This window comes from Sphingomonas hankyongi (assembly GCF_023516575.1).
Classification (GTDB): domain Bacteria; phylum Pseudomonadota; class Alphaproteobacteria; order Sphingomonadales; family Sphingomonadaceae; genus Sphingomicrobium; species Sphingomicrobium hankyongi.
Genome location: NZ_JAMGBE010000002.1, coordinates 99,910 through 117,998 on the forward strand (window position 1 = coordinate 99,910; position 18,089 = coordinate 117,998).

An 18,089-nucleotide genomic window follows, 5' to 3' on the forward strand; every position below is an offset into this window, starting at 1 on the left:
CGATGATGCGATGGTGGGCAATTCTTGGTGACCTTAACGACCTTTATCGGGCTCGTGCCGATCATGATCGGCCTTATGTCCGCGCAGCCCGCCGCCGTGCAGTCGGTTACCAGGCTCGTCGTCGAGGACGAGATCATCCTGCGTGTCCCCATCCAGCCGCGGCCGCTCTCCCAGCATTATAGCTGGGTCGAGCAGAAAGGGCCGCGATGCATAGCAGCCGGCGCCGTCCGCCGCGCGCTGCTCTCCGGCCCGGAGCAGGTCGACTTCGTGCTCGCAAACTCAAGCCGGGTTCGCGCACAATTCGACGAGGATTGTCCCGCGCTCGATTTCTATGGCGGCTTTTATCTCCGGCCGGAGGACACGCGGCTGTGCGCCGGGCGCGATGCAATCCACTCGCGGATGGGCGGAAGCCGCACGATCGAACGTTTCAAGCTGCTCGTGCCCAAGTTTAGGCACTAGGATTTCTTGACTTTTCCCTCTCGCGCCCCATAGCCAAACCGACGCCGCGCAGGCCGAAGCAGTTGCGGCCCGCCCTCTATTTCCGGATCCCAAATGCCTTTCGCCGCTCTCGGCCTATCTGAAGAATTGGTCCGCGCCGTCGCGGACAGCGGTTATCCCGAGCCGACTCCCATCCAGCGGGCGGCGATTCCGTCCGTGCTGATGGGCAAGGACCTGATCGGCATTGCGCAGACGGGCACCGGGAAGACGGCAAGCTTCGTCCTGCCGATGCTCGACATTCTTCATCATGGGCGAAGCCGTGCCCGGATGCCGCGCTCCCTGATCCTCGAGCCGACGCGTGAGCTGGCCATGCAAGTCGCCGAGAATTTCGAGAAATACGGCAAATATCATCCGCTCTCGATGGCGCTGCTGATCGGCGGCGTTCAGATGGGCGACCAGATTGCCGCGCTAGAAAAGGGTGTCGACGTGCTGATTGCGACGCCGGGACGGTTGCTCGACCTGTTCCAGCGCGGGAAGATCCTTCTGACGGGCTGCGAGCTGCTGGTGATCGACGAAGCAGATCGCATGCTCGACATGGGATTCATCCCGGACATTGAGGAAATCTGCTCGAAGCTCCCGAAGAGCCGCCAGACCTTGCTCTTTTCCGCAACCATGCCGCCGCCTATCCAGAAGCTGGCAGCGAAATTCCTCAACGACCCGAAACGCGTCGAGGTCGCGCGCCCCGCGACGGCCAACGTCAACATCGAGCAGCGCCTTGTCCAGGTCCGCGCGGACAAGAAGAAGGACACGCTCAAGGACCTGTTGCGCGCCGATGAGGTCCGCAATGCCATCATCTTCGCCAATCGCAAGACGACGGTCCGGGAGCTGACCACGAGCCTTAAGCGGTCAGGCTTCGCGGCGGGACAGATCCAGGGCGACATGGACCAGACGGACCGCATTGCCGAGTTCGACCGGTTCAAAAGTGATGAGATCAACATCCTGGTCGCTTCCGACGTTGCGGCAAGAGGCCTCGACGTCAAAGGCGTCAGTCACGTCTTCAACTTCGACGTGCCATGGCAGCCCGACGACTACATCCACCGGATCGGACGGACCGGCCGCGCTGGCATGACCGGCATCGCGATCACATTGGCGACGCGAGAAGATGGCGAAGCGGTCGACCGCATCGAAAAGCTGATCGGCCACAAGATCCCGCGGGCCGGCGGCCCACAGAAAGAAGAGAAGGCTGAAAAGGCCGAACGGCCTGCCGAAGCGAAGGCCCCACGCCCGTCGCGCAAGCGTCGCGATGAGCCGCGTCAGCAGCAAAAGCGAGCCGAGCAGCCACGACCGGAGCGCGAGCGCTCGCCCGTAGTGGAGGACATAAGCAACGACTGGAACGGGCCGCTTCCGGCATTCCTCTCGATCAAGGCAGACTAGGGAACACCGCTGACACTGGAATGCTCTAATTCGCGTCCCTAGCTCCGTTCCGGGCTGGCAACGCAGGAGCTGTGATGACCGAATACGTTCCACCGAAAGTCTGGACCTGGGAGCAGCCCAGCGGCGGGCAGTTCGCCAACGTCAATCGTCCAATCGCCGGCGCGACTCATGACAAGGACTTGCCGGTCGGCAAGCACCCGCTGCAGCTCTATTCCCTTGCGACGCCAAACGGCCAGAAGGTCTCGATCATGCTCGAGGAGCTGCTGGAGCGAGGCCACCGCGAAGCAGAATATGACGCCTGGCCGATACGCATCGGCGAAGGCGATCAGTTCGGCAGCGGCTTTGTCGCGATCAATCCCAACTCCAAAATCCCCGCGCTGGTCGATCGCAGCGGGCCAAAACCTGTCCCCGTGTTCGAAAGCGGGGCGATTCTCGTCTATCTCGCCGAGAAGTTCGGCGAGTTCCTGCCCAAATCGGGACCGGAACGGGCCGAAACGCTCTCCTGGCTGTTCTGGCAAATGGGCAGCGCGCCATTCCTCGGCGGCGGCTTCGGACATTTCTTCGCTTATGCCCCGACCAAGCAGGAATATCCGATCAACCGCTATGCGATGGAAGCGAAGCGCCAGCTCGACGTGCTCAATCGCAGGCTGGCGGAAAGCGAGTATATCGCTGGCCCCGAATATTCGATCGCCGACATAGCGATCTGGCCCTGGTACGGGGGTATCACGCTCGGTCGGAGCTACGAGGGCGCCGACGTCTTCCTCGCCACCCACGAGTATGAGCATCTGGTGCGTTGGGCGAAGCAGGTCGATGCGCGCCCCGCAGTCAGGCGCGGCCGAATCGTCAACAAGCTCACTGGCGATCCGTCGGAGCAGCTTCACGAGCGGCACGACGCAAGGGATTTTGAGCTCCGGACCGAGGACAAGATTCCCCAGACGCCGGAAGATGAAGACTTCGCCGCCGCGAAGGACGACGCGATTTAGCTGGCTCGGTAGCGCTGCAGGAATTCGTCCGCGAATGCCTGCAGCCGCCGCCCCAATATGGCATCGCGCAGGCCGTGCATCAGGCGCTGGTAGAACCACAGATTGTGCTGCGTCATCAGCATCGCGCCGAGAATCTCGCCCGATTTGACAAGATGATGGACATACGCCCGTTCGAATGCCGAGCAGGCAGGACAAGGGCAGTCGAGCTCGATAGGGTCTGGATCTTCCGCAAAGCGAGCGTTGCGCATGTTCAGAGGCCCGTTGGCGGTGAACGCCTGGCCCGTGCGGCCCGAACGTGTGGGAAGGACGCAGTCGAACATGTCGATTCCGCGCTGTACCGCGCCGACGATATCGTCGGGCTTGCCAACGCCCATCAGGTAGCGCGGCTTTTCCTCTGGCAGCTGTCCCGGCGCGAAGTCGAGGCAGCCAAACATTGCCTCCTGCCCCTCCCCGACTGCCAGGCCGCCTACCGCATAGCCGTCGAATCCGATGTCGATGAGCGCTTCGGCTGATTCGCGCCGCATTGCCTCGTTGAGCCCGCCCTGCTGGATGCCGAACAACGCACCTGCATTACCGAGCTCGTCGAAAGCCTGTCGCGAGCGCCTCGCCCAGCGCATCGAGCGCTCCATCGCTGCGCGCTGTCCTTCGAGCGGATCGGTCGTTTTCACCAACTGATCGAAGGCCATGACGATGTCCGACCCGAGCAAGGTCTGCACCTCCATGGATCGCTCAGGGCTCAACAGGTGTCGGCTCCCGTCCAGGTGACTCGCGAAAGTCACCCCCTTCTCGGTCACCTTAGTCAGCTCGGACAGGCTCATCACTTGGTAACCGCCGCTGTCGGTCAGGATCGGGCGATCCCATCCCATGAACCTGTGGAGTCCGCCTAGCTTCGCAACGCGCTCCGCGCCCGGCCGAAGCATCAGGTGATAGGTGTTGCCGAGGATGATGTCCGCTCCTGACGCACGAACCTCCTCCGGGCGCATGGCCTTGACCGTCGCGGCAGTCCCGACCGGCATGAAGGCGGGCGTGCGTATCTCTCCGCTAGCCATTCGGATCGTACCGGTGCGCGCCGCGCCGTCGGTCGCCGAAACAGTGAAGGAGAAACGCGTCATCGGGCGCGCTCCTAGCCGCACCCGGACGGCGCCGCTAGGACACTCGGATGCTTGAGCCTTGGGTCTATCCGGCGCTGACCGGCGTCGCCGTCGTGTCGGGATTCATCGATGCCATCGCGGGCGGCGGCGGGCTGTTGATGATGCCCGCCTTGCTCTCGGCGGGTGTGCCGCCGCTTTTTGCACTCGGCACGAACAAGCTTCAGTCAGTATTCGGCACGGGCGTGGCCCTTCGCAACTACGCGCGCGCCGGCCTGGTGGAATGGTCGCGAAATCGATTGACCGTCCTGCTCGTATTCTTCGGCGCCGTGGTGGGGTGCATCACGGTCCAGCTCATCGAGACGCGGTTACTGAACGTCATCATCCCGCTGCTGCTGGTCGCGGCTGCCCTCTACATTCTGCTCAGCCCTCGGATGACGGATCAGGACGCGCATCACCGGGTGACCTCGTCGGGCTACGCACCGATCGGTGGAGCAATCGGCTTCTATGACGGCTTTTTCGGTCCCGGCACCGGCACCTTCTTCACCACCAGCCTCGTTGCGCTCCGAGGCTATGGGCTCACCAAAGCAACCGGGCTCACCAAGCTGTTCAACTTCACCAGCAATGTCGCCAGCGTGCTCCTGTTCGGATTGGGCGGGCACATGTTCTGGCTTCTTGGTTTGTGCATGGCCGCCGGCGCAATGGCAGGTGGGTGGCTCGGGAGCCACAGTGCGCTACGCTTCGGCGCAAAGCTCATCCGACCGTTGCTCGTAGTGATTTCGCTCGGGATGACGGGCCGGTTGCTGTGGAGCTATTTCGCAGGGTGACTTGCGCACTGCTGCCGTTCACGCTTCATGTTGGGACAGCGCACGGGACATCGGGAGCTTGGGCGGGGCATGCCGCATATTGGCGATTTCGAGAGATTTGCCTTCATCGTGGGCGCTCCGCGGTCGGGCACGACGACCATGTCCAAGATGCTCCGCACGCACCCGAATGTCGCGGTGCCGTTCGTCAAGGAACCCCATTTTTTCACGCAACATGACCTGCGCGGACTAGCGGAGCCCGAGCTTCGGACGAGGGTCGAATCCGAATATCTCGACAAGTTCTTCGACGATCCGGAGCCGGGGCGGTCCGTCGCGATGGACGGGTCGGTTTCCTATCTCTACGTCCCCGAGCAGCTGGAGCCGGCCCTACGCCTTTGGCCTGGCTCGCGCTTCATTGTGGGTGTGCGCGATCCTTTGACGTTGCTGCCTTCGCTTCACCGGCGGCTCATCTATGTCGGCGACGAGAATATCATGAGCTTCGAGGAAGCCTGGGCCGCTATTCCGGATCGTGCGGCGGGGCGGCGGATTCCGCGCCTGTGCCTCGACCCCCGCTTCTTGCGCTATGATGAAGCCGGTCGCTATGCGACGTATGTAGAGCGCCTTTTCGCAACGGTCGGCCGCGATCGTTGCTTCGTCTCCGTGTTCGACGACCTGACCCGCGATCCTCGCGGCCAATATGAGCGGATTATGGATTTCCTCGGGTTGCAGCCGCAGGCGGAGGTTGACCTATCGGGCGAACGCGAAGGGCGCACGATCCGTTACCCCTGGCTTCAGCAATTATTGAAACGACCGCCGAAAGCGCTGCATCCCTATCTCGCCGGCAAGCTTTATCGACGACGCATGAAAGAGCCGGGGTCGAGCGGCGGAAAAGCGGATCCAAGTCCAGGCAAGCTGATGTCGGTCCGGAAGCGCCTGCTCCAGTGGAACCGCGTGGACAGTGCCGAGAAGCAGCCGATCTCGCTGGCGGTGCAAGAGCAGATCCGCGATCATTTCAAGGACGAGATCGATCGATTGGGAACCCTCATCGATCGCGACCTCAGCCACTGGCTCCAGCCGCGCGAACAAGTCGCGCAGCAGGATTGAGGATCAGGCCGGCAGCAACAGGCTCGCATCCCCGTACGAATAGAAACGATACCCGCGCTCGATCGCGTGCGCATAGGCCGACTTCATGACGTCGAGGCCCATCAGCGCGCTGACGAGCATGAACAATGTCGATCGCGGAAGGTGGAAGTTGGTGATCAGGCCGTCGATCGCCTTGAAGCGGTAGCCGGGCGTAATGAAGATGGCCGTATCGCCCTCAAAAGGCTCGATCTGTCCCGCGTCCGTCGCTGCGCTTTCGAGAAGCCGCAGGCTTGTGGTGCCCACGGCAATGATCCGCCCGCCTGACGTCCGCGCCTGGTTCAGCCGATCGGCCGTAGGTTGATCGATGCGCCCCCACTCCGCGTGCATCTTGTGTCCCGCCACGGTCTCGCTTTTGACCGGCAGGAAGGTCCCTGCTCCGACGTGCAGGGTAAGCGTCTCGCGCGCGATGCCGGCCTGGTCGAGGCTTTCGATCAACCGCGGCGTGAAGTGCAGCGCGGCAGTCGGTGCGGCGACCGCGCCTTCTCTCCGCGCGAACAAGGTCTGATAATCTTCCCGGTCCGTTTCATCGACGGGTCGCTTGCCCGCGATATAAGGAGGCAGAGGCATGCTTCCGGCCCGTTCGAGCAAGACCTCCACCGGGTCATCGCCGTGGAAGTGCAGCAGCGCAGAACCGTCATCGGCCTTTTCGACTACGGAAGCGCAGACCTTCTGTCCGAAATCGATCAAGTCGCCGACACGAGCACGCTTGGCGTTGCGCAGGAACGCCCACCACTCCCGCGAGCCTTCGCGCTTGTGGAGCGTGGCGCCGATAGTCGCTTCGCCCCGCCGCCCCTCGAGCTGCGCCGGAATGACCTTGGTGTCGTTGAAGACCAGTACGTCGCCGCGCCGTAGAAGCATTGGAAGGTCCGACACCTTACGATCGGTGATCTCCGACCCGTCGACCAGCAAGAGCCGCGAGCTATCCCGCGGGCGCGCTGGACGCAGTGCAATCCGCTCCTGGGGAAGCTCGAAATCGAAGAGGTCGACGCGCATCGCGTCGCGCCATTAACCGCCGAGCGAGGCTTTGACGATCTTCGTCGGCTCCGCCGGCGGCTCGCCGGGCATGATCTTGTCCACCGCGTCCATCCCGGAGATCACGCGCCCAAGAACCGTGTAATTGCCGTCGAGGCTCGGATTCGGATTGTACATGATGAAGAATTGGCTGTTCGCCGTATCCGGCTCCTGCGTCCGAGCGGCCCCGACGGTACCCCGGACGAATGGCACTGCCGTGAACTCCGCCTTCAGATCGGGCAGCTTCGATCCGCCCTCGCCGGTCCCAGTGGGATCGCCGCCTTGCGCCATGAAGCCCGGCACGACGCGGTGGAAGGTCAGCCCGTCGTAGAATCCCTGACGGACAAGCGTCTGGATCCGGGCGATATGGTTCGGCGCCAGATCAGGCCGCAACTGAATCACGACCGTGCCGCCGTTCGAAAGCTGGAGGATCAGCCGGTTCGCAGGATCGGCCACAACGGCCGCCGGTGCGGCAATGCTCGGCGCAGGCGGCGGTGCAGGCGCGGGAGCGGCCGCGATCAGGAATGCCACAGAAGACAACGCGAACAAGGCTTTGCTGAACATATCACTCCCCCAGGAATCTGGCCTCGCTAATCGGAAACCCGCAGTGACGCTAGCGTGAACCGTTCAAGTGCCGGCGAACATCCTCGGCGACGGCCGGCGTCACGAACTTGTCGATGCATCCACCGTATCGCGCGATCTCCTTCACCAGCTTGGAGGCGATGGGCTGCAGCGACACGTCGGCCATCAGGAAGACGGTCTCGATATCGTCATTCAGCTGCTGGTTCATTCCAGCCATCTGGAACTCATATTCGAAATCGGCGACCGCTCGGAGCCCGCGCAAGATCGCGGTGGCCTCCTGCGCTTCGGCGAACTCCATGAGCAGGGAGTCGAATTCGACCACTTCGATCTGTCCCGGGATGCCGTTGACCTCGCGACGGACCATCGCGAGCCGTTCAGCGACCGAGAACATCGGCTCCTTCGATGGATTGGTTGTGACGCCAATCACCAGTTTGTCGACGAGGTGCGCCCCGCGGCGGATGATGTCCAAATGCCCGAGCGTGATCGGGTCGAAGGTTCCGGGATAGACTGCGACTTTCACCCCTTCGCTCCTCCCCTAATGGTCCCGCTCGATCGCGAAGCGTGCGATGCTCCGCAGCAAGTTGGCTTCATCGCCGTGGTCCGAAAGATGCTCGATCGCCTGTTCGACGAGGAAGTTTGCCTGCTGCCTCGCCCTTTCCTCGCCCAAGAGCGAAACGAACGTAGCCTTGCCTGCGTCGGCGTCCTTTCCCGTGCGCTTCCCGGCGGCTGTCTCATCCCCGCTGTGATCGATCAAGTCGTCCGCGATCTGAAAGGCGAGACCTATGTTCCTGGCATATCCGCGATAGGGCGTCCTCGCTTCGCCCGGCAGCTTGGTCATGATGCACGCGGCCTCGACGGAATATTCTATGAGCGCGCCAGTCTTCAGCTGTTGCAGGCGCGTTATCGCGGAAAGGTCCAGCGTCTGCCCCTCCGCAACAAGGTCCATCATCTGCCCGCCGGCCATGCCTGAGGGGCCAGCGGCCGCCGCAAGCTCGAGGACGAGGTCCGACCGCACCCAGGGGTCCTCGTGGGTCAGGGGATCCGCAAGAATTTCGAACGCGAGAGCGTGAAGGCTGTCGCCTGCAAGCACGGCCACCGCTTCTCCGAAAGCCTTGTGCACCGTAGCCCTGCCGCGCCGCAGGTCAGCGTTGTCCATGCATGGAAGATCGTCGTGGATCAGCGAATAGACGTGAATGGCCTCAATCGCCGCACCGACGCGCAGCGCGCGCTCCCGATCGATCGCGAACAGCCGAGATGCGCCGATCGTCAGCAGCGGACGCAGGCGCTTGCCGCCGCCGATCGCGGCGTGGCGCATCGCTTCGAACAGCCGATCGCGGCCGTCTGCCACCGTCGGCAACAATTCGCCGAACAGCCGGTCTATGTCCCGTCCAACACGGGCTGTCTCGGCGTTGAGCTCTTCGGCTGCCCTGTCGATCGTTTCAACCGGCATCGAACGGCTTCACGCCAGCCGGCTTACCGTCGTTGCCGAACGCAATTTGCTCGATACGTGCTTGCGCATCTTTAAGACGCGCCTCGCAATGGCGCTTGAGCCGGTCGCCTTCCTGGTAAAGCTCAATCGACCGGTCAAGCGGAGCCTCGCCCTTCTCTAGCGTGCGGACGATTTCCTCGAGCCGCTGCAGCGCGGCTTCGAAGCTCAGTTGGCCGACGTCTGTCTCAGCGGTTGCCATGGCGGGCTTTTGAGCGTCGGTCGCCTTCAAATCAAGGCGGACTGCTATTCGATCGGCGTGTTCTTGAACGGGTCGCGAATACCCGGCACGACCTCGTCGCGCAGCGCTTCGTCGCCTGCTCCGGCAAGTGCGGCTTCCGCATCCCGGGCATGCTGCTCGCGCTCCCGGCGCAGCTCTTCGATCAGCGCCACGCGGTCTCCCTCGAGCCGGGTATCCGTTTGAGCCGCGATACCGGCCGCCTTCGCGGCCTTCGCGACCGCAGCATCGAGCTCGCGCTGCGTGGTCAGACCCAGGGTCACAGGATCCTTCGGCGTGATGTTGGCCATGTTCCAGTGCGTGCGGTCGCGGATCGCGGCGATGGTAGTGCGGGTGGTGCCGATCAACTTGCTGATCTGCCCGTCGCTGACTTCCGGATGGTTGCGGATGATCCACGCAATTCCATCCGGCTTGTCCTGCCGCTTGCTGACCGGCGTGTAACGCGGGCCGCGCGTGCGGCGGACCGCTTCGGGCGCCTTGTGCATCTGCAGGTGATAATCGGGATCGGCCTGGCCTTTCTCGATCTCTTCATGCGTGAGCTCGCCTGCTCGCACCGGATCGCGGCCCGTCAGCTTGGTCGCGGCAGTGTCGTCAGCGATCGCCTGCACCTCGAGGATGTGGAGGCCGCAGAATTCGGCGATCTGCTCGAAAGTGAGCGAGCTGTTGTCGACCAGCCAGGCGGCTGTTGCGTGCGGCATTAAGGGCTGGACGGGCGGCTGGGCCACGGCGTTTCTCCGGACTTACAAATGAATAGGGCCGCCCCTCACGGAGCGGCCGGCTTGGCGGCGATGTAAACCTGCACGGTCGTTCGTTCAACCGACTTCGTCAGCCGGCGATCTCCAGGACGATCTTTCCCACATGCTCGCCTGCTTCCATCCGGGCGTGTGCCGCGGCCGCTTCGGTAAGTGGAAAGCTGCTGTCCATCACCGGTTTCAACCGTCCCCCCGCTACATAGGGCCACACCGTCTTCGAGATCTCGTCCGCGACCATCGTCTTGAACTCGACCGGACGTGGCCGAAGTGTCGACCCGGTCAGTGTCAGCCGACGCCTCATGACATCCGCGATGTGGATTTCGGCGCTGGCTCCGCGCTGGAACGCAATCGAGACATGCCTGCCGTCCTCCGCCATGGCGCTCAAATTGCGGGGGAGGTAGTCGCCGCCGACCATGTCGAGCACGACATTGACGCCGCTACCCTGAGTGAGCGCCTTCGCTTCCTTTACGAAATCCTGCGTCCGGTAATTGATCGCCGCGGCTGCGCCGAGCTCTAGCGCCTTCGCGCATTTCTCGTCGGTGCCGCAGGTGACGATGACATGCAGGCCGAATAGCTTCCCCAGCGCGATCGCCATCGTCCCGATCCCGCTGGTTCCGCCATGCACGAGGACCCAGTCCCCGTCGGCTGCGAATCCGCGCTCGAAGAGGTTGACCCAGACGGTGAAAAGGGTCTCCGGCATGGCTCCCGCTTCGGAGAGCGAAATTGCCTCGGGTACCGGAAGGCACGTGCCGATCGGGGCCGCGCAATATTCGGCATATCCGCCGCCTGCGACCAATGCGCAGACTTTTTGCCCAAGCAGCTCCTCGGCGCCTTCCGAAGTCTCGACAACCTCGCCGGCGATTTCGAGGCCCAGGATATCCGGGGCCCCAGGGGGAGGCGGATAGAGCCCACGCCGCTGCAATATGTCCGGGCGGTTCACTCCGGCGGCCGCGACTTTTACCAGCACTTCGCCTGGCCCAGCGCGCGGCACCTGGCGTTCGACCACCGCAAGCTCCTCCGCGCCATCCGGCTGCGGAGCGACGATTGCCTTCATCGAAGATGGGATGTTGGCCACGGCGCGGCTTATTGACACGCGCGGGTTACGGGTCAACGATTTCGCCCATGGACCTCGACGACCTGTTCCCGAGCAAGCCCGGCGATCCGATGGTAGAGCTTGCGAAACAGGACCTAGATCCGATGTCGATCGAGGAGCTGCACGCTCGCATCGAGGCGCTGAAGGCAGAGATTGCGCGCGTGGAGCAACATATGCAACGCGCTCAGGTCCACCGATCTGCCGCCGAAGACCTGTTCAAGAAGTCATGATCGGGGCGGCCGTTCAGCCGCCGAACATGTCTCGTCGCGATAATCTGGGGAAAAGAACGGACACGGCTCTTGATTGCCGCGTTGCTGCGTATGACATTCCCTTCAAAGCCCGCGGGCTTCTCCGCGGGCACGGAGTAACAAGCTAAATGCCTAGTTTTGCTCGCGAACTCGAACAGACCCTCCACAACGCGCTTGGGGAGGCCAGCCGTCGCCGGCACGAGTATGCGACCCTCGAACATCTTCTGATCGCACTGATCGACGACGATCATGCGTCCAAGGTCATGACCGCCTGCGGCGTCAGCCGGGACGAGCTTCGCGCATCCGTGAAGCAGTATCTCGACAATGAGCTCGGGGCTCTGGTCGCCGACAGCGCCACCGACCCGACGCCGACCAGCGGCTTCCAGCGCGTCGTTCAACGCGCAATTCTCCACGTCCAGTCCTCCGGACGGGACGAAGTCACCGGTGCGAACGTGCTCGTCGCACTCTTCTCGGAGCGCGAGAGTTACGCCGTCTATTTCCTGCAGCAGCAGGACATGAGCCGCCTCGATGCGGTCACCTACATCAGCCACGGGGTTGGCAAGGGCGACACCGCCGCCGAGGCGCGGCCGCCTGAAGGCACCGAGGAGAAGAGCGAGAAGGAAGGCGGCAAGAAGGAGTCCGCGCTCAAGCAGTTCACCGTCGATCTCAACGAGAAGGCTCGCGCCGGCAAGGTCGATCCTCTGATCGGCCGAATGCCCGAGGTCGACCGGACGGTGCAGATCCTTTGCCGCCGCTCGAAGAATAACCCGCTCTATGTGGGGGACCCAGGCGTGGGCAAGACGGCCATTGCCGAGGGCCTGGCACGCAAGATCATCGAAGGCGATGTTCCGGAAGTGCTCAAAGGCGCCACGATCTACGCTCTCGACATGGGCGCGCTGCTCGCCGGCACGCGCTACCGCGGCGATTTCGAGGAACGGCTGAAATCGGTCGTGGCCGAGCTCGAGAAGATGCCGAACGCCATCCTGTTCATCGACGAGATCCACACCGTCATCGGCGCCGGCGCAACGTCCGGCGGCGCGATGGATGCCTCGAACCTGTTGAAGCCCGCTCTCTCCTCGGGGGCGATCCGGTGCATCGGGTCGACGACCTACAAGGAGTTCCGCAATCACTTCGAGAAGGACCGCGCCCTGCTGCGCAGGTTCCAGAAGATCGACGTGAACGAGCCGACGGTCGAGGACACGATCAAGATCATCGCCGGCCTGCGCTCTTCGTTCGAAGGCCACCACAACGTCCGCTATACGCCCGACGCGATCAAGTCGGCGGTCGAGCTTTCTGCGCGTTACATCCATGACCGCAAGCTGCCGGACAAGGCGATAGACGTGATCGACGAGGTCGGAGCCATGCAGATGCTGGTCCCGCCGAGCCGCCGCAAGAAGATCATCACGCCCAAGGAGATCGAGGCCGTCGTCGCGACGATGGCGCGCATCCCGCCCAAATCCGTGAGCGCCGATGACAAGACCGTGCTCGAACATCTTGAGGCCGACCTCAAGCGCGTAGTTTTCGGACAGGACTTGGCGATCGAGAAGCTCGCCTCAGCGATCAAGCTCAGCCGTGCCGGCCTTCGCGATCCCGACAAGCCCATTGGAAATTATCTCTTTTCGGGCCCCACGGGCGTCGGAAAGACCGAGGTCGCGCGCCAGCTGGCCTCCGTCATGGGCATTCCGCTGCAACGCTTCGACATGTCGGAATATATGGAGCGCCACTCGGTCAGCCGGCTGATCGGCGCGCCTCCGGGCTATGTCGGCTACGATCAGGGCGGTCTTCTCACGGACGCGGTCGACCAGCATCCCCACAGCGTGCTGCTGCTCGACGAGATCGAGAAAGCCCACCCGGACCTGTTCAACATCCTCCTGCAGGTAATGGACAACGGTAAGCTTACCGACCACCACGGGAAGACGGTCGACTTCCGCAACGTCATCCTGATCATGACCACCAATGCGGGCGCCTCGGACATGGCGCGCGAAGGCATTGGCTTTGGTGCATCGAGCCGCGAGGACGCTCAGGAGGACGCGGTCAAAAGGATGTTCACGCCCGAGTTCCGCAACCGCCTCGATGCGATCGTGCCCTTCTCGTACTTGCCGCCGGCGGTCGTCGCCAGGGTCGTCGACAAGTTCATCCTGCAGTTGGAACTGCAGCTTGCCGACCGAAACGTGCACATCGAGCTCGACGACGAGGCCCGGCAGTGGCTCACCGACCGCGGTTACGACAAGCTTTACGGCGCCCGTCCGATGGGCCGGCTTGTCCAGGAGAAGATCAAGCAGCCGCTCGCCGAAGAGCTATTGTTCGGCAAGCTGGTGAATGGTGGCGAGGTGAAGGTCCGCATCAAGGACAATGCCCCATCGTTCGAGATCACCCCGGCGCCGCCGAAGGCCCCGAAGGCCAAGAACGGAAAGGCCAAGGCGGACAAGGTCCCGCCGAAGGCTGCGCGGAAAAAGGCCGGCGGTGAGGCCCCCGCGACCGAATAGTCGCTACCTTACTCGCGCCGAGGCACGAAAATCCTCAATTCATCCTTGCCAGGTTCGATCACGCCGTAGTGGGACGAAGGCACCTCGTTCCACGCTCCCGCTAGGTCGCCCAGAGGCTCGGAAACGACCAGGCGCGTCTCCTCGGATAGCTTCGCGAACAACGGGATCTCGGGATGCTGTTCGCGCAAGGTGTCGACATCGGTCGAGTAATAAAGCGATGGCGGCACCCCCGCGCTGGAATAACGAAAAGCCCAGACCAACTCGCCGTCGCTCACGGCGACGCTCATTCGCATCGGATCCTCGATGCCATGCTTGCGGCACACTTGCTCAATGAAGCCCACCGCTCTCTCGACACCCGCCGGCGGGTCATCAGTCAGCCCCATCGTCAAGGCGAGGAAGAAGAAGGTCTCAGTGTCGCTCGAACCCTCGACAAACGGATAAAGGTCCGGATCGACCGCGAAAATCAGATCGCGTTTAACCTGCTGGAATCCGGCGATCTGTCCATTGTGCATCCAGAGCCACTTGCCGTGCCGGAAAGGGTGGCAGTTCGTCTGCTGGACGGGCGTCCCGGTCGACGCGCGGATATGGGCGAAGATCAGGTGAGATCGGAGTTGCGTGGATAGCTCGCGCAGGTTGCGATCGTTCCAGATGGGGTCGACGCCTTTGTAGAATGCTGGAAGTTCGTCGTCGCCGTACCAGCCGATCCCAAAGCCATCGCCATTGGTCGTGTGGGGGCCAAGCCGCGCGTGCAGGCTTTGGTCGATCAGTGAATGCTTCGGCTTGTACAACAGGTCCGCGACGAGGATCGGCGTACCCGAGTAAGCAAGCCAGCGGCACACGATCGCCTCTCCTCAGCTAATGAACTGGCGCGCTAGCGGACACCGTCGGCCAGCTCCTTCAGGCGCTCATATTCAGGGCGCCAGTCGATGCGCTTGGCGGCAAGCCATTCGTCGGAAAAATAGGTGTCCAGATAGCGGTCGCCGCTATCGCAAATGAGCGTCAGGACTGACCCCGCAATATTGCCGCGGATCATTTCCGAGACGAGCTGGGCGCAGGCCCACATATTGGTCCCGGTCGAGCCGCCACAGCGCCGACCGAGCCGCTCCGAAATCAGACGCATCGCCGCAATGCTTTGCGAATCGCTCACCGATATCGCCCGGTCGATCACGTTCGGCATGAAGGAAGGCTCGACTCGCGGCCTACCGATCCCCTCGATGCAGGTGGTTCGGCAGCCATCGTCCAGACGGGTGACGGCGCGGTCGGCGTAATGCCGGTGAAAGATGGAATCCTCGGGATCCGCGAGGCACAATCTCGTAGTCAGCCGCTTGTAGCGGATGAAGCGCCCGATCGTGGCGGACGTCCCTCCCGTGCCAGCGCCGCACACGATCCACTCCGGAATAGGCTGCGGCTCGGCTTCGAGCTGGCTGAAAATTGACTCGGCGATGTTGTTGTTGCCGCGCCAGTCCGTCGCGCGCTCGGCATATGTGAACTGGTCCATGTAATGACCGTTGGTTTCCACGGCGAGGCGCGCGGATTCCGCATAGACTTCCCTCGGATCATCCACATGATGGATCTCGCCGCCTTGAAAGCGGATCAGGGCGATCTTCGCGGCGGCACAGGAGCGAGGCACGACTGCGATGAAACGCAGCCCCAGCATCCTGGCGAAATATGCTTCCGACACGGCCGTCGAACCGCTGGAGGCCTCGATCACCGTCGTCCCGGGCCCAATCCAGTCGTTGCTTAACGCGTAGAGAAACAGGGAGCGCGCAAGTCGGTGCTTGAGGCTACCCGTGGGGTGGCTGGATTCGTCCTTGAAGTAGATCCGGATGTTCGGACCGGACAGGAACCGGTGAAGAATCAGGTGGGTGTCGGCCGATCGATGGTAGTCTGCCTGGATGAGCTGAATCGCGTCGCGGTTCCAGGCGCGGCGCGCGGACGAATCCCCGCTGTTGAATTGGGCGACGGACGCTGCCGGACGGGCCACTGGCACGCTCGAGGCTTACCTGACCCGAGTCCAGGTCTGCGACTTGCAGCCGATATTGCCGATCAGGCAGCCGCGCGCGACCACGGTATTCTGGTCCTTCACGGTTCCGGTCCCCGTGAAGACCTTGTTAAGGTCGGGCACAAACACCTTCCCCTTCCAGACTTTGGGGCTGACCTCGCGGAATTCACGGAAAAGCTCCGTTCCGACGAGGTTGGGTGTTCCTCCGCGCGCCGAGTCAGCTTTGGCCTTGTCGTTGGCCCAAACGACCGTTCCGCACCGGCTCTTGCCGCACGGGTGAATGCGCACATGAACGCTGTTCGAAGGATTGCGCAGAACGATGTCATTTGCCGGCGTCTGCGCGGGGTCTGGAGAAGGCATCGATAAAAGCGTCATTCCGACGGCGGCCAGAAAGATCTTGATCTGGTGTCGCATCATTCCCCCAGCTGCTTGACGGAATGGACTTAGCTCGTCGCGGTCATTGCGACATCGGGACAAACTCGGAGTGTCCACCCTCGCATCCCAAATGACTATGTGCGCAAAATCGAAAGGGGACGCGAAATGCTCGTCGAGCTTCTTCTTGCGACAATCATGGTCGTAGTCATCGTACTGACCCACTTGGTGGGCCTGGGCCTTCTCGTTCGCCTGCTGCAATCGCACACGCGATTGTTCCGCAAGCTGCGCATCATGCCTCTGACGCTGCTGATCGCAGCGACCATCGGAATCATAACGATCCATTCGATCGAGATCTGGATCTACGCCGGCCTCTACCTTGCGCTTCACGCTTTCGGGAGTTTCGAGGAGGCCCTCTATTTCTCGACGGTGACCTTCGCCTCGATCGGCTACGGAGATTTGCTGATGCCCAAGCCGTGGCGGATCCTAGCGGCGATCGAAGGAGCCGCGGGCGTCATCATGCTGGGGTGGTCAACAGCATTCCTCGTCTCGCTTCTCGCCCAGCTGAAAATGTTCAGGCACGACTGGCTGAGCTGGGAGCATGCCCCCGCCTGAGCCGGTCGGCGGCTCACATCCTCATTGCGCTGGAATGGGTGGCAGCTTCTGCTCTGCACGGAACTCCGCTGCTTCCTCGGAGCCGTCGGTCGTGTCGCCCTCGCTATAGCTGTGCGCCCCTGCCCCCGCCAGATGGCCGCCCTGGACGATGAGATATTCGTCGCGGATCGGACGGCCTTCGAAGAAGCATTCCAGTATTTCGCGGACGCCAGCGGCATATCTCGCCTGGGCCGACAACGACGTTCCGGAAATGTGCGGCGTCATCCCGTGGTGCGGCATCGTCCTCCACGGATGGTCCTGCGGCGCGGGCTGCGGGAACCAGACATCGCCCGCATAGCCTGCCAGCTGCCCGCTCCTGAGCGCCGCCGCGACCGCATCGCGGTTCACGATCTTTCCGCGCGCCGTGTTCACCAGGTAAGCGCCGCGCTTCATCCTGCCGATCATCCGCTCGTCGAAGAGATTCTCGGTCTTCGGATGCAACGGCGCGTTAATTGTGACCACGTCGCAGAGCGGGAGCATGTCCTCGACCCGCTCATGGAACGTGACGCCAAGCTCCTGTTCGACTTCGGGCGGCAGCCTGTGCGGATCGTAATAATGGAGGTGGACGTCGAAGGGTTTTAGCCGCCGCAGCACCGCGGACCCGATGCGGCCCGCGGCAACGGTCCCGATATGCATGCCTTCGACGTCATACGACCGCGCCGCGCAGTCCGCGATGTTCCAGCCGCCGGTGCGCACGACGTCCCAGGACGGCAGGTAATTCCGGACCAGCGCGAGGATCATCATGACGACGTGCTCGGAAACGCTGATCGAGTTGCAATAAGTGACCTCGGCGACCGTGACCCCGCGCTCGCTCGCCGACTGAAGGTCGGTATGGTCCGAACCGATGCCGGCGGTGACCACCAGCTTGATGTTCCGCGCCTTCGCGAAGCGCTCGGTGGTCATGTAGGCTGGCCAGAACGGCTGGGAGATGACGACGTCGGCGTCGACCAGCTCGCGTTCGAAGACGGAGTCAGGTCCATCCTTGTCCGAAGTGACGATGAACTCGTGCCCCGCATCCTCGAGGAACTTGCGTAGACCCAGCTCCCCGGAAACGCTGCCGAGCAGCGCGCCGGGCGTGAAGTCGATCGCGCTCGGGGTCGGGAGGGTCTGTCCGTCGGGATACCGTTCAACCTGGGGAAGGTCGTCGCGCGGGTAGCTGGTGGGATATCCGCCGGCTGGATCGTCGTACAGGACGCAAAGGATTTTCGCCATTTGATGTGCCTTTCTCGCAGGGCGGGGGATGGCGCGATACGCTGAACCCGCCGGCACGAAGGCG

At 62.9% G+C, this 18,089-nt stretch carries 20 protein-coding genes; 8 read left to right on the forward strand and 12 right to left on the reverse strand.

The annotated features are described in order from the left end of the window. Positions 1-27 precede the first annotated feature (27 nt). The 3 genes from LZ538_RS05160 to yghU all read left to right on the forward strand — a co-directional run bounded on the left by LZ538_RS05160 (position 28) and on the right by yghU (position 2,855). Positions 28-459 (forward strand): hypothetical protein, encoded by a 432-nt coding sequence (locus tag LZ538_RS05160; protein WP_249830943.1) that lies wholly within the window; start codon positions 28-30, stop codon positions 457-459. Positions 460-552: 93 nt separating this feature from the next. Further along, the gene (locus tag LZ538_RS05165; RefSeq protein WP_249830944.1) at positions 553-1,872 is read left to right on the forward strand and encodes a DEAD/DEAH box helicase; all 1,320 of its coding nucleotides are present in this window, start codon (positions 553-555) and stop codon (positions 1,870-1,872) included. 74 nt (positions 1,873-1,946) lie between these two features. Continuing rightward, positions 1,947-2,855 carry a glutathione-dependent disulfide-bond oxidoreductase gene (gene yghU, locus LZ538_RS05170; protein ID WP_249830945.1) on the forward strand — a complete coding sequence of 303 codons (909 nt, stop codon included), beginning with the start codon at positions 1,947-1,949 and terminating at the stop codon, positions 2,853-2,855. Here the strand turns inward: yghU and tgt are convergent. Next, positions 2,852-3,967 (reverse strand): tRNA guanosine(34) transglycosylase Tgt, encoded by a 1,116-nt coding sequence (gene tgt, locus LZ538_RS05175; RefSeq protein ID WP_249830946.1) that lies wholly within the window; start codon positions 3,965-3,967, stop codon positions 2,852-2,854. The genes yghU and tgt overlap by 4 nt on opposite strands. Positions 3,968-4,014: 47 nt before the next feature. On the opposite strand from tgt, the gene LZ538_RS05180 reads away from it, so the two are divergent. Continuing rightward, positions 4,015-4,770: a TSUP family transporter gene (locus LZ538_RS05180; RefSeq protein WP_249830947.1), complete on the forward strand. Its 756-nt coding sequence runs from the start codon at positions 4,015-4,017 to the stop codon at positions 4,768-4,770. Between the two features lie 69 nt (positions 4,771-4,839). Next, positions 4,840-5,850: a sulfotransferase family protein gene (locus LZ538_RS05185; protein WP_249830948.1), complete on the forward strand. Its 1,011-nt coding sequence runs from the start codon at positions 4,840-4,842 to the stop codon at positions 5,848-5,850. A 3-nt stretch (positions 5,851-5,853) separates the two neighbouring features. On the opposite strand, the gene queA is transcribed toward LZ538_RS05185, so the two are convergent. The 7 genes from queA to LZ538_RS05220 form a co-directional block, all read right to left on the reverse strand. Beyond that, a complete protein-coding gene (gene queA, locus LZ538_RS05190; RefSeq protein WP_249830949.1) occupies positions 5,854-6,882 on the reverse strand; it encodes a tRNA preQ1(34) S-adenosylmethionine ribosyltransferase-isomerase QueA in 1,029 nt (342 codons plus the stop codon). A 12-nt stretch (positions 6,883-6,894) separates the two neighbouring features. Next, positions 6,895-7,464, reverse strand: a complete 570-nt coding sequence (locus LZ538_RS05195) for a peptidylprolyl isomerase (RefSeq protein WP_249830950.1) — start codon at positions 7,462-7,464, stop codon at positions 6,895-6,897. A 49-nt stretch (positions 7,465-7,513) separates the two neighbouring features. Continuing rightward, positions 7,514-8,002, reverse strand: coding sequence for a pantetheine-phosphate adenylyltransferase (gene coaD, locus LZ538_RS05200; protein ID WP_249830951.1), 489 nt, complete (start codon positions 8,000-8,002; stop codon positions 7,514-7,516). 15 nt (positions 8,003-8,017) lie between these two features. Further along, complete coding sequence (locus tag LZ538_RS05205; protein ID WP_249830952.1) at positions 8,018-8,932, reverse strand: polyprenyl synthetase family protein; 915 nt, start codon at positions 8,930-8,932, stop codon at positions 8,018-8,020. Beyond that, complete coding sequence (locus LZ538_RS05210; RefSeq protein WP_249830953.1) at positions 8,922-9,170, reverse strand: exodeoxyribonuclease VII small subunit; 249 nt, start codon at positions 9,168-9,170, stop codon at positions 8,922-8,924. The genes LZ538_RS05205 and LZ538_RS05210 overlap by 11 nt, the downstream gene beginning before the upstream one ends. A gap of 44 nt (positions 9,171-9,214) precedes the next feature. Beyond that, positions 9,215-9,904, reverse strand: a complete 690-nt coding sequence (locus LZ538_RS05215) for a DUF1013 domain-containing protein (RefSeq protein WP_249831567.1) — start codon at positions 9,902-9,904, stop codon at positions 9,215-9,217. 127 nt (positions 9,905-10,031) lie between these two features. After that, the gene (locus LZ538_RS05220) at positions 10,032-11,033 is read right to left on the reverse strand and encodes an NAD(P)H-quinone oxidoreductase (protein ID WP_249830954.1); all 1,002 of its coding nucleotides are present in this window, start codon (positions 11,031-11,033) and stop codon (positions 10,032-10,034) included. A 47-nt stretch (positions 11,034-11,080) separates the two neighbouring features. On the opposite strand from LZ538_RS05220, the gene LZ538_RS05225 reads away from it, so the two are divergent. After that, entirely contained in the window at positions 11,081-11,281 is a 201-nt protein-coding gene (locus tag LZ538_RS05225; RefSeq protein WP_249830955.1) for a DUF1192 domain-containing protein, read from the forward strand. Between the two features lie 146 nt (positions 11,282-11,427). Further along, the gene (clpA, locus tag LZ538_RS05230; RefSeq protein ID WP_249830956.1) at positions 11,428-13,785 is read left to right on the forward strand and encodes an ATP-dependent Clp protease ATP-binding subunit ClpA; all 2,358 of its coding nucleotides are present in this window, start codon (positions 11,428-11,430) and stop codon (positions 13,783-13,785) included. Between the two features lie 8 nt (positions 13,786-13,793). Here clpA and LZ538_RS05235 read toward each other — a convergent pair whose 3' ends face one another. From LZ538_RS05235 to LZ538_RS05245, 3 genes are read right to left on the reverse strand one after another with little or no spacing between them, the layout of a single operon-like run. Continuing rightward, positions 13,794-14,624: a class II glutamine amidotransferase gene (locus tag LZ538_RS05235; RefSeq protein WP_249830957.1), complete on the reverse strand. Its 831-nt coding sequence runs from the start codon at positions 14,622-14,624 to the stop codon at positions 13,794-13,796. A 32-nt stretch (positions 14,625-14,656) separates the two neighbouring features. Further along, on the reverse strand, positions 14,657-15,769 hold the full coding sequence (locus LZ538_RS05240; RefSeq protein ID WP_249830958.1) for a PLP-dependent cysteine synthase family protein: 1,113 nt from the start codon (positions 15,767-15,769) through the stop codon (positions 14,657-14,659). Between the two features lie 15 nt (positions 15,770-15,784). Continuing rightward, entirely contained in the window at positions 15,785-16,204 is a 420-nt protein-coding gene (locus LZ538_RS05245) for a DUF2147 domain-containing protein (protein ID WP_249830959.1), read from the reverse strand. 123 nt (positions 16,205-16,327) lie between these two features. On the opposite strand from LZ538_RS05245, the gene LZ538_RS05250 reads away from it, so the two are divergent. Beyond that, positions 16,328-16,774 (forward strand): potassium channel family protein, encoded by a 447-nt coding sequence (locus LZ538_RS05250; RefSeq protein WP_249830960.1) that lies wholly within the window; start codon positions 16,328-16,330, stop codon positions 16,772-16,774. 21 nt (positions 16,775-16,795) lie between these two features. On the opposite strand, the gene LZ538_RS05255 is transcribed toward LZ538_RS05250, so the two are convergent. Then, complete coding sequence (locus tag LZ538_RS05255; RefSeq protein ID WP_249830961.1) at positions 16,796-18,025, reverse strand: NAD-dependent formate dehydrogenase; 1,230 nt, start codon at positions 18,023-18,025, stop codon at positions 16,796-16,798. Positions 18,026-18,089 lie beyond the last annotated feature (64 nt).

Bases quoted from the DNA above. Each gene is read 5' to 3' on its own strand.
- yghU (WP_249830945.1), top strand. From the start codon at position 1,947: ATGACCGAATACGTTCCACCGAAAGTCTGGACCTGGGAGCAGCCCAGC.
- LZ538_RS05195 (WP_249830950.1), bottom strand. From the start codon at position 7,464: ATGTTCAGCAAAGCCTTGTTCGCGTTGTCTTCTGTGGCATTCCTGATC.
- LZ538_RS05210 (WP_249830953.1), bottom strand. From the start codon at position 9,170: ATGGCAACCGCTGAGACAGACGTCGGCCAACTGAGCTTCGAAGCCGCG.
- LZ538_RS05185 (WP_249830948.1), top strand. From the start codon at position 4,840: ATGCCGCATATTGGCGATTTCGAGAGATTTGCCTTCATCGTGGGCGCT.
- clpA (WP_249830956.1), top strand. From the start codon at position 11,428: ATGCCTAGTTTTGCTCGCGAACTCGAACAGACCCTCCACAACGCGCTT.
- LZ538_RS05205 (WP_249830952.1), bottom strand. From the start codon at position 8,932: ATGCCGGTTGAAACGATCGACAGGGCAGCCGAAGAGCTCAACGCCGAG.
- LZ538_RS05245 (WP_249830959.1), bottom strand. From the start codon at position 16,204: ATGATGCGACACCAGATCAAGATCTTTCTGGCCGCCGTCGGAATGACG.
- LZ538_RS05250 (WP_249830960.1), top strand. From the start codon at position 16,328: ATGCTCGTCGAGCTTCTTCTTGCGACAATCATGGTCGTAGTCATCGTA.
- LZ538_RS05215 (WP_249831567.1), bottom strand. From the start codon at position 9,904: ATGCCGCACGCAACAGCCGCCTGGCTGGTCGACAACAGCTCGCTCACT.
- tgt (WP_249830946.1), bottom strand. From the start codon at position 3,967: ATGACGCGTTTCTCCTTCACTGTTTCGGCGACCGACGGCGCGGCGCGC.
- LZ538_RS05180 (WP_249830947.1), top strand. From the start codon at position 4,015: ATGCTTGAGCCTTGGGTCTATCCGGCGCTGACCGGCGTCGCCGTCGTG.
- LZ538_RS05255 (WP_249830961.1), bottom strand. From the start codon at position 18,025: ATGGCGAAAATCCTTTGCGTCCTGTACGACGATCCAGCCGGCGGATAT.
- LZ538_RS05225 (WP_249830955.1), top strand. From the start codon at position 11,081: ATGGACCTCGACGACCTGTTCCCGAGCAAGCCCGGCGATCCGATGGTA.
- queA (WP_249830949.1), bottom strand. From the start codon at position 6,882: ATGCGCGTCGACCTCTTCGATTTCGAGCTTCCCCAGGAGCGGATTGCA.
- LZ538_RS05165 (WP_249830944.1), top strand. From the start codon at position 553: ATGCCTTTCGCCGCTCTCGGCCTATCTGAAGAATTGGTCCGCGCCGTC.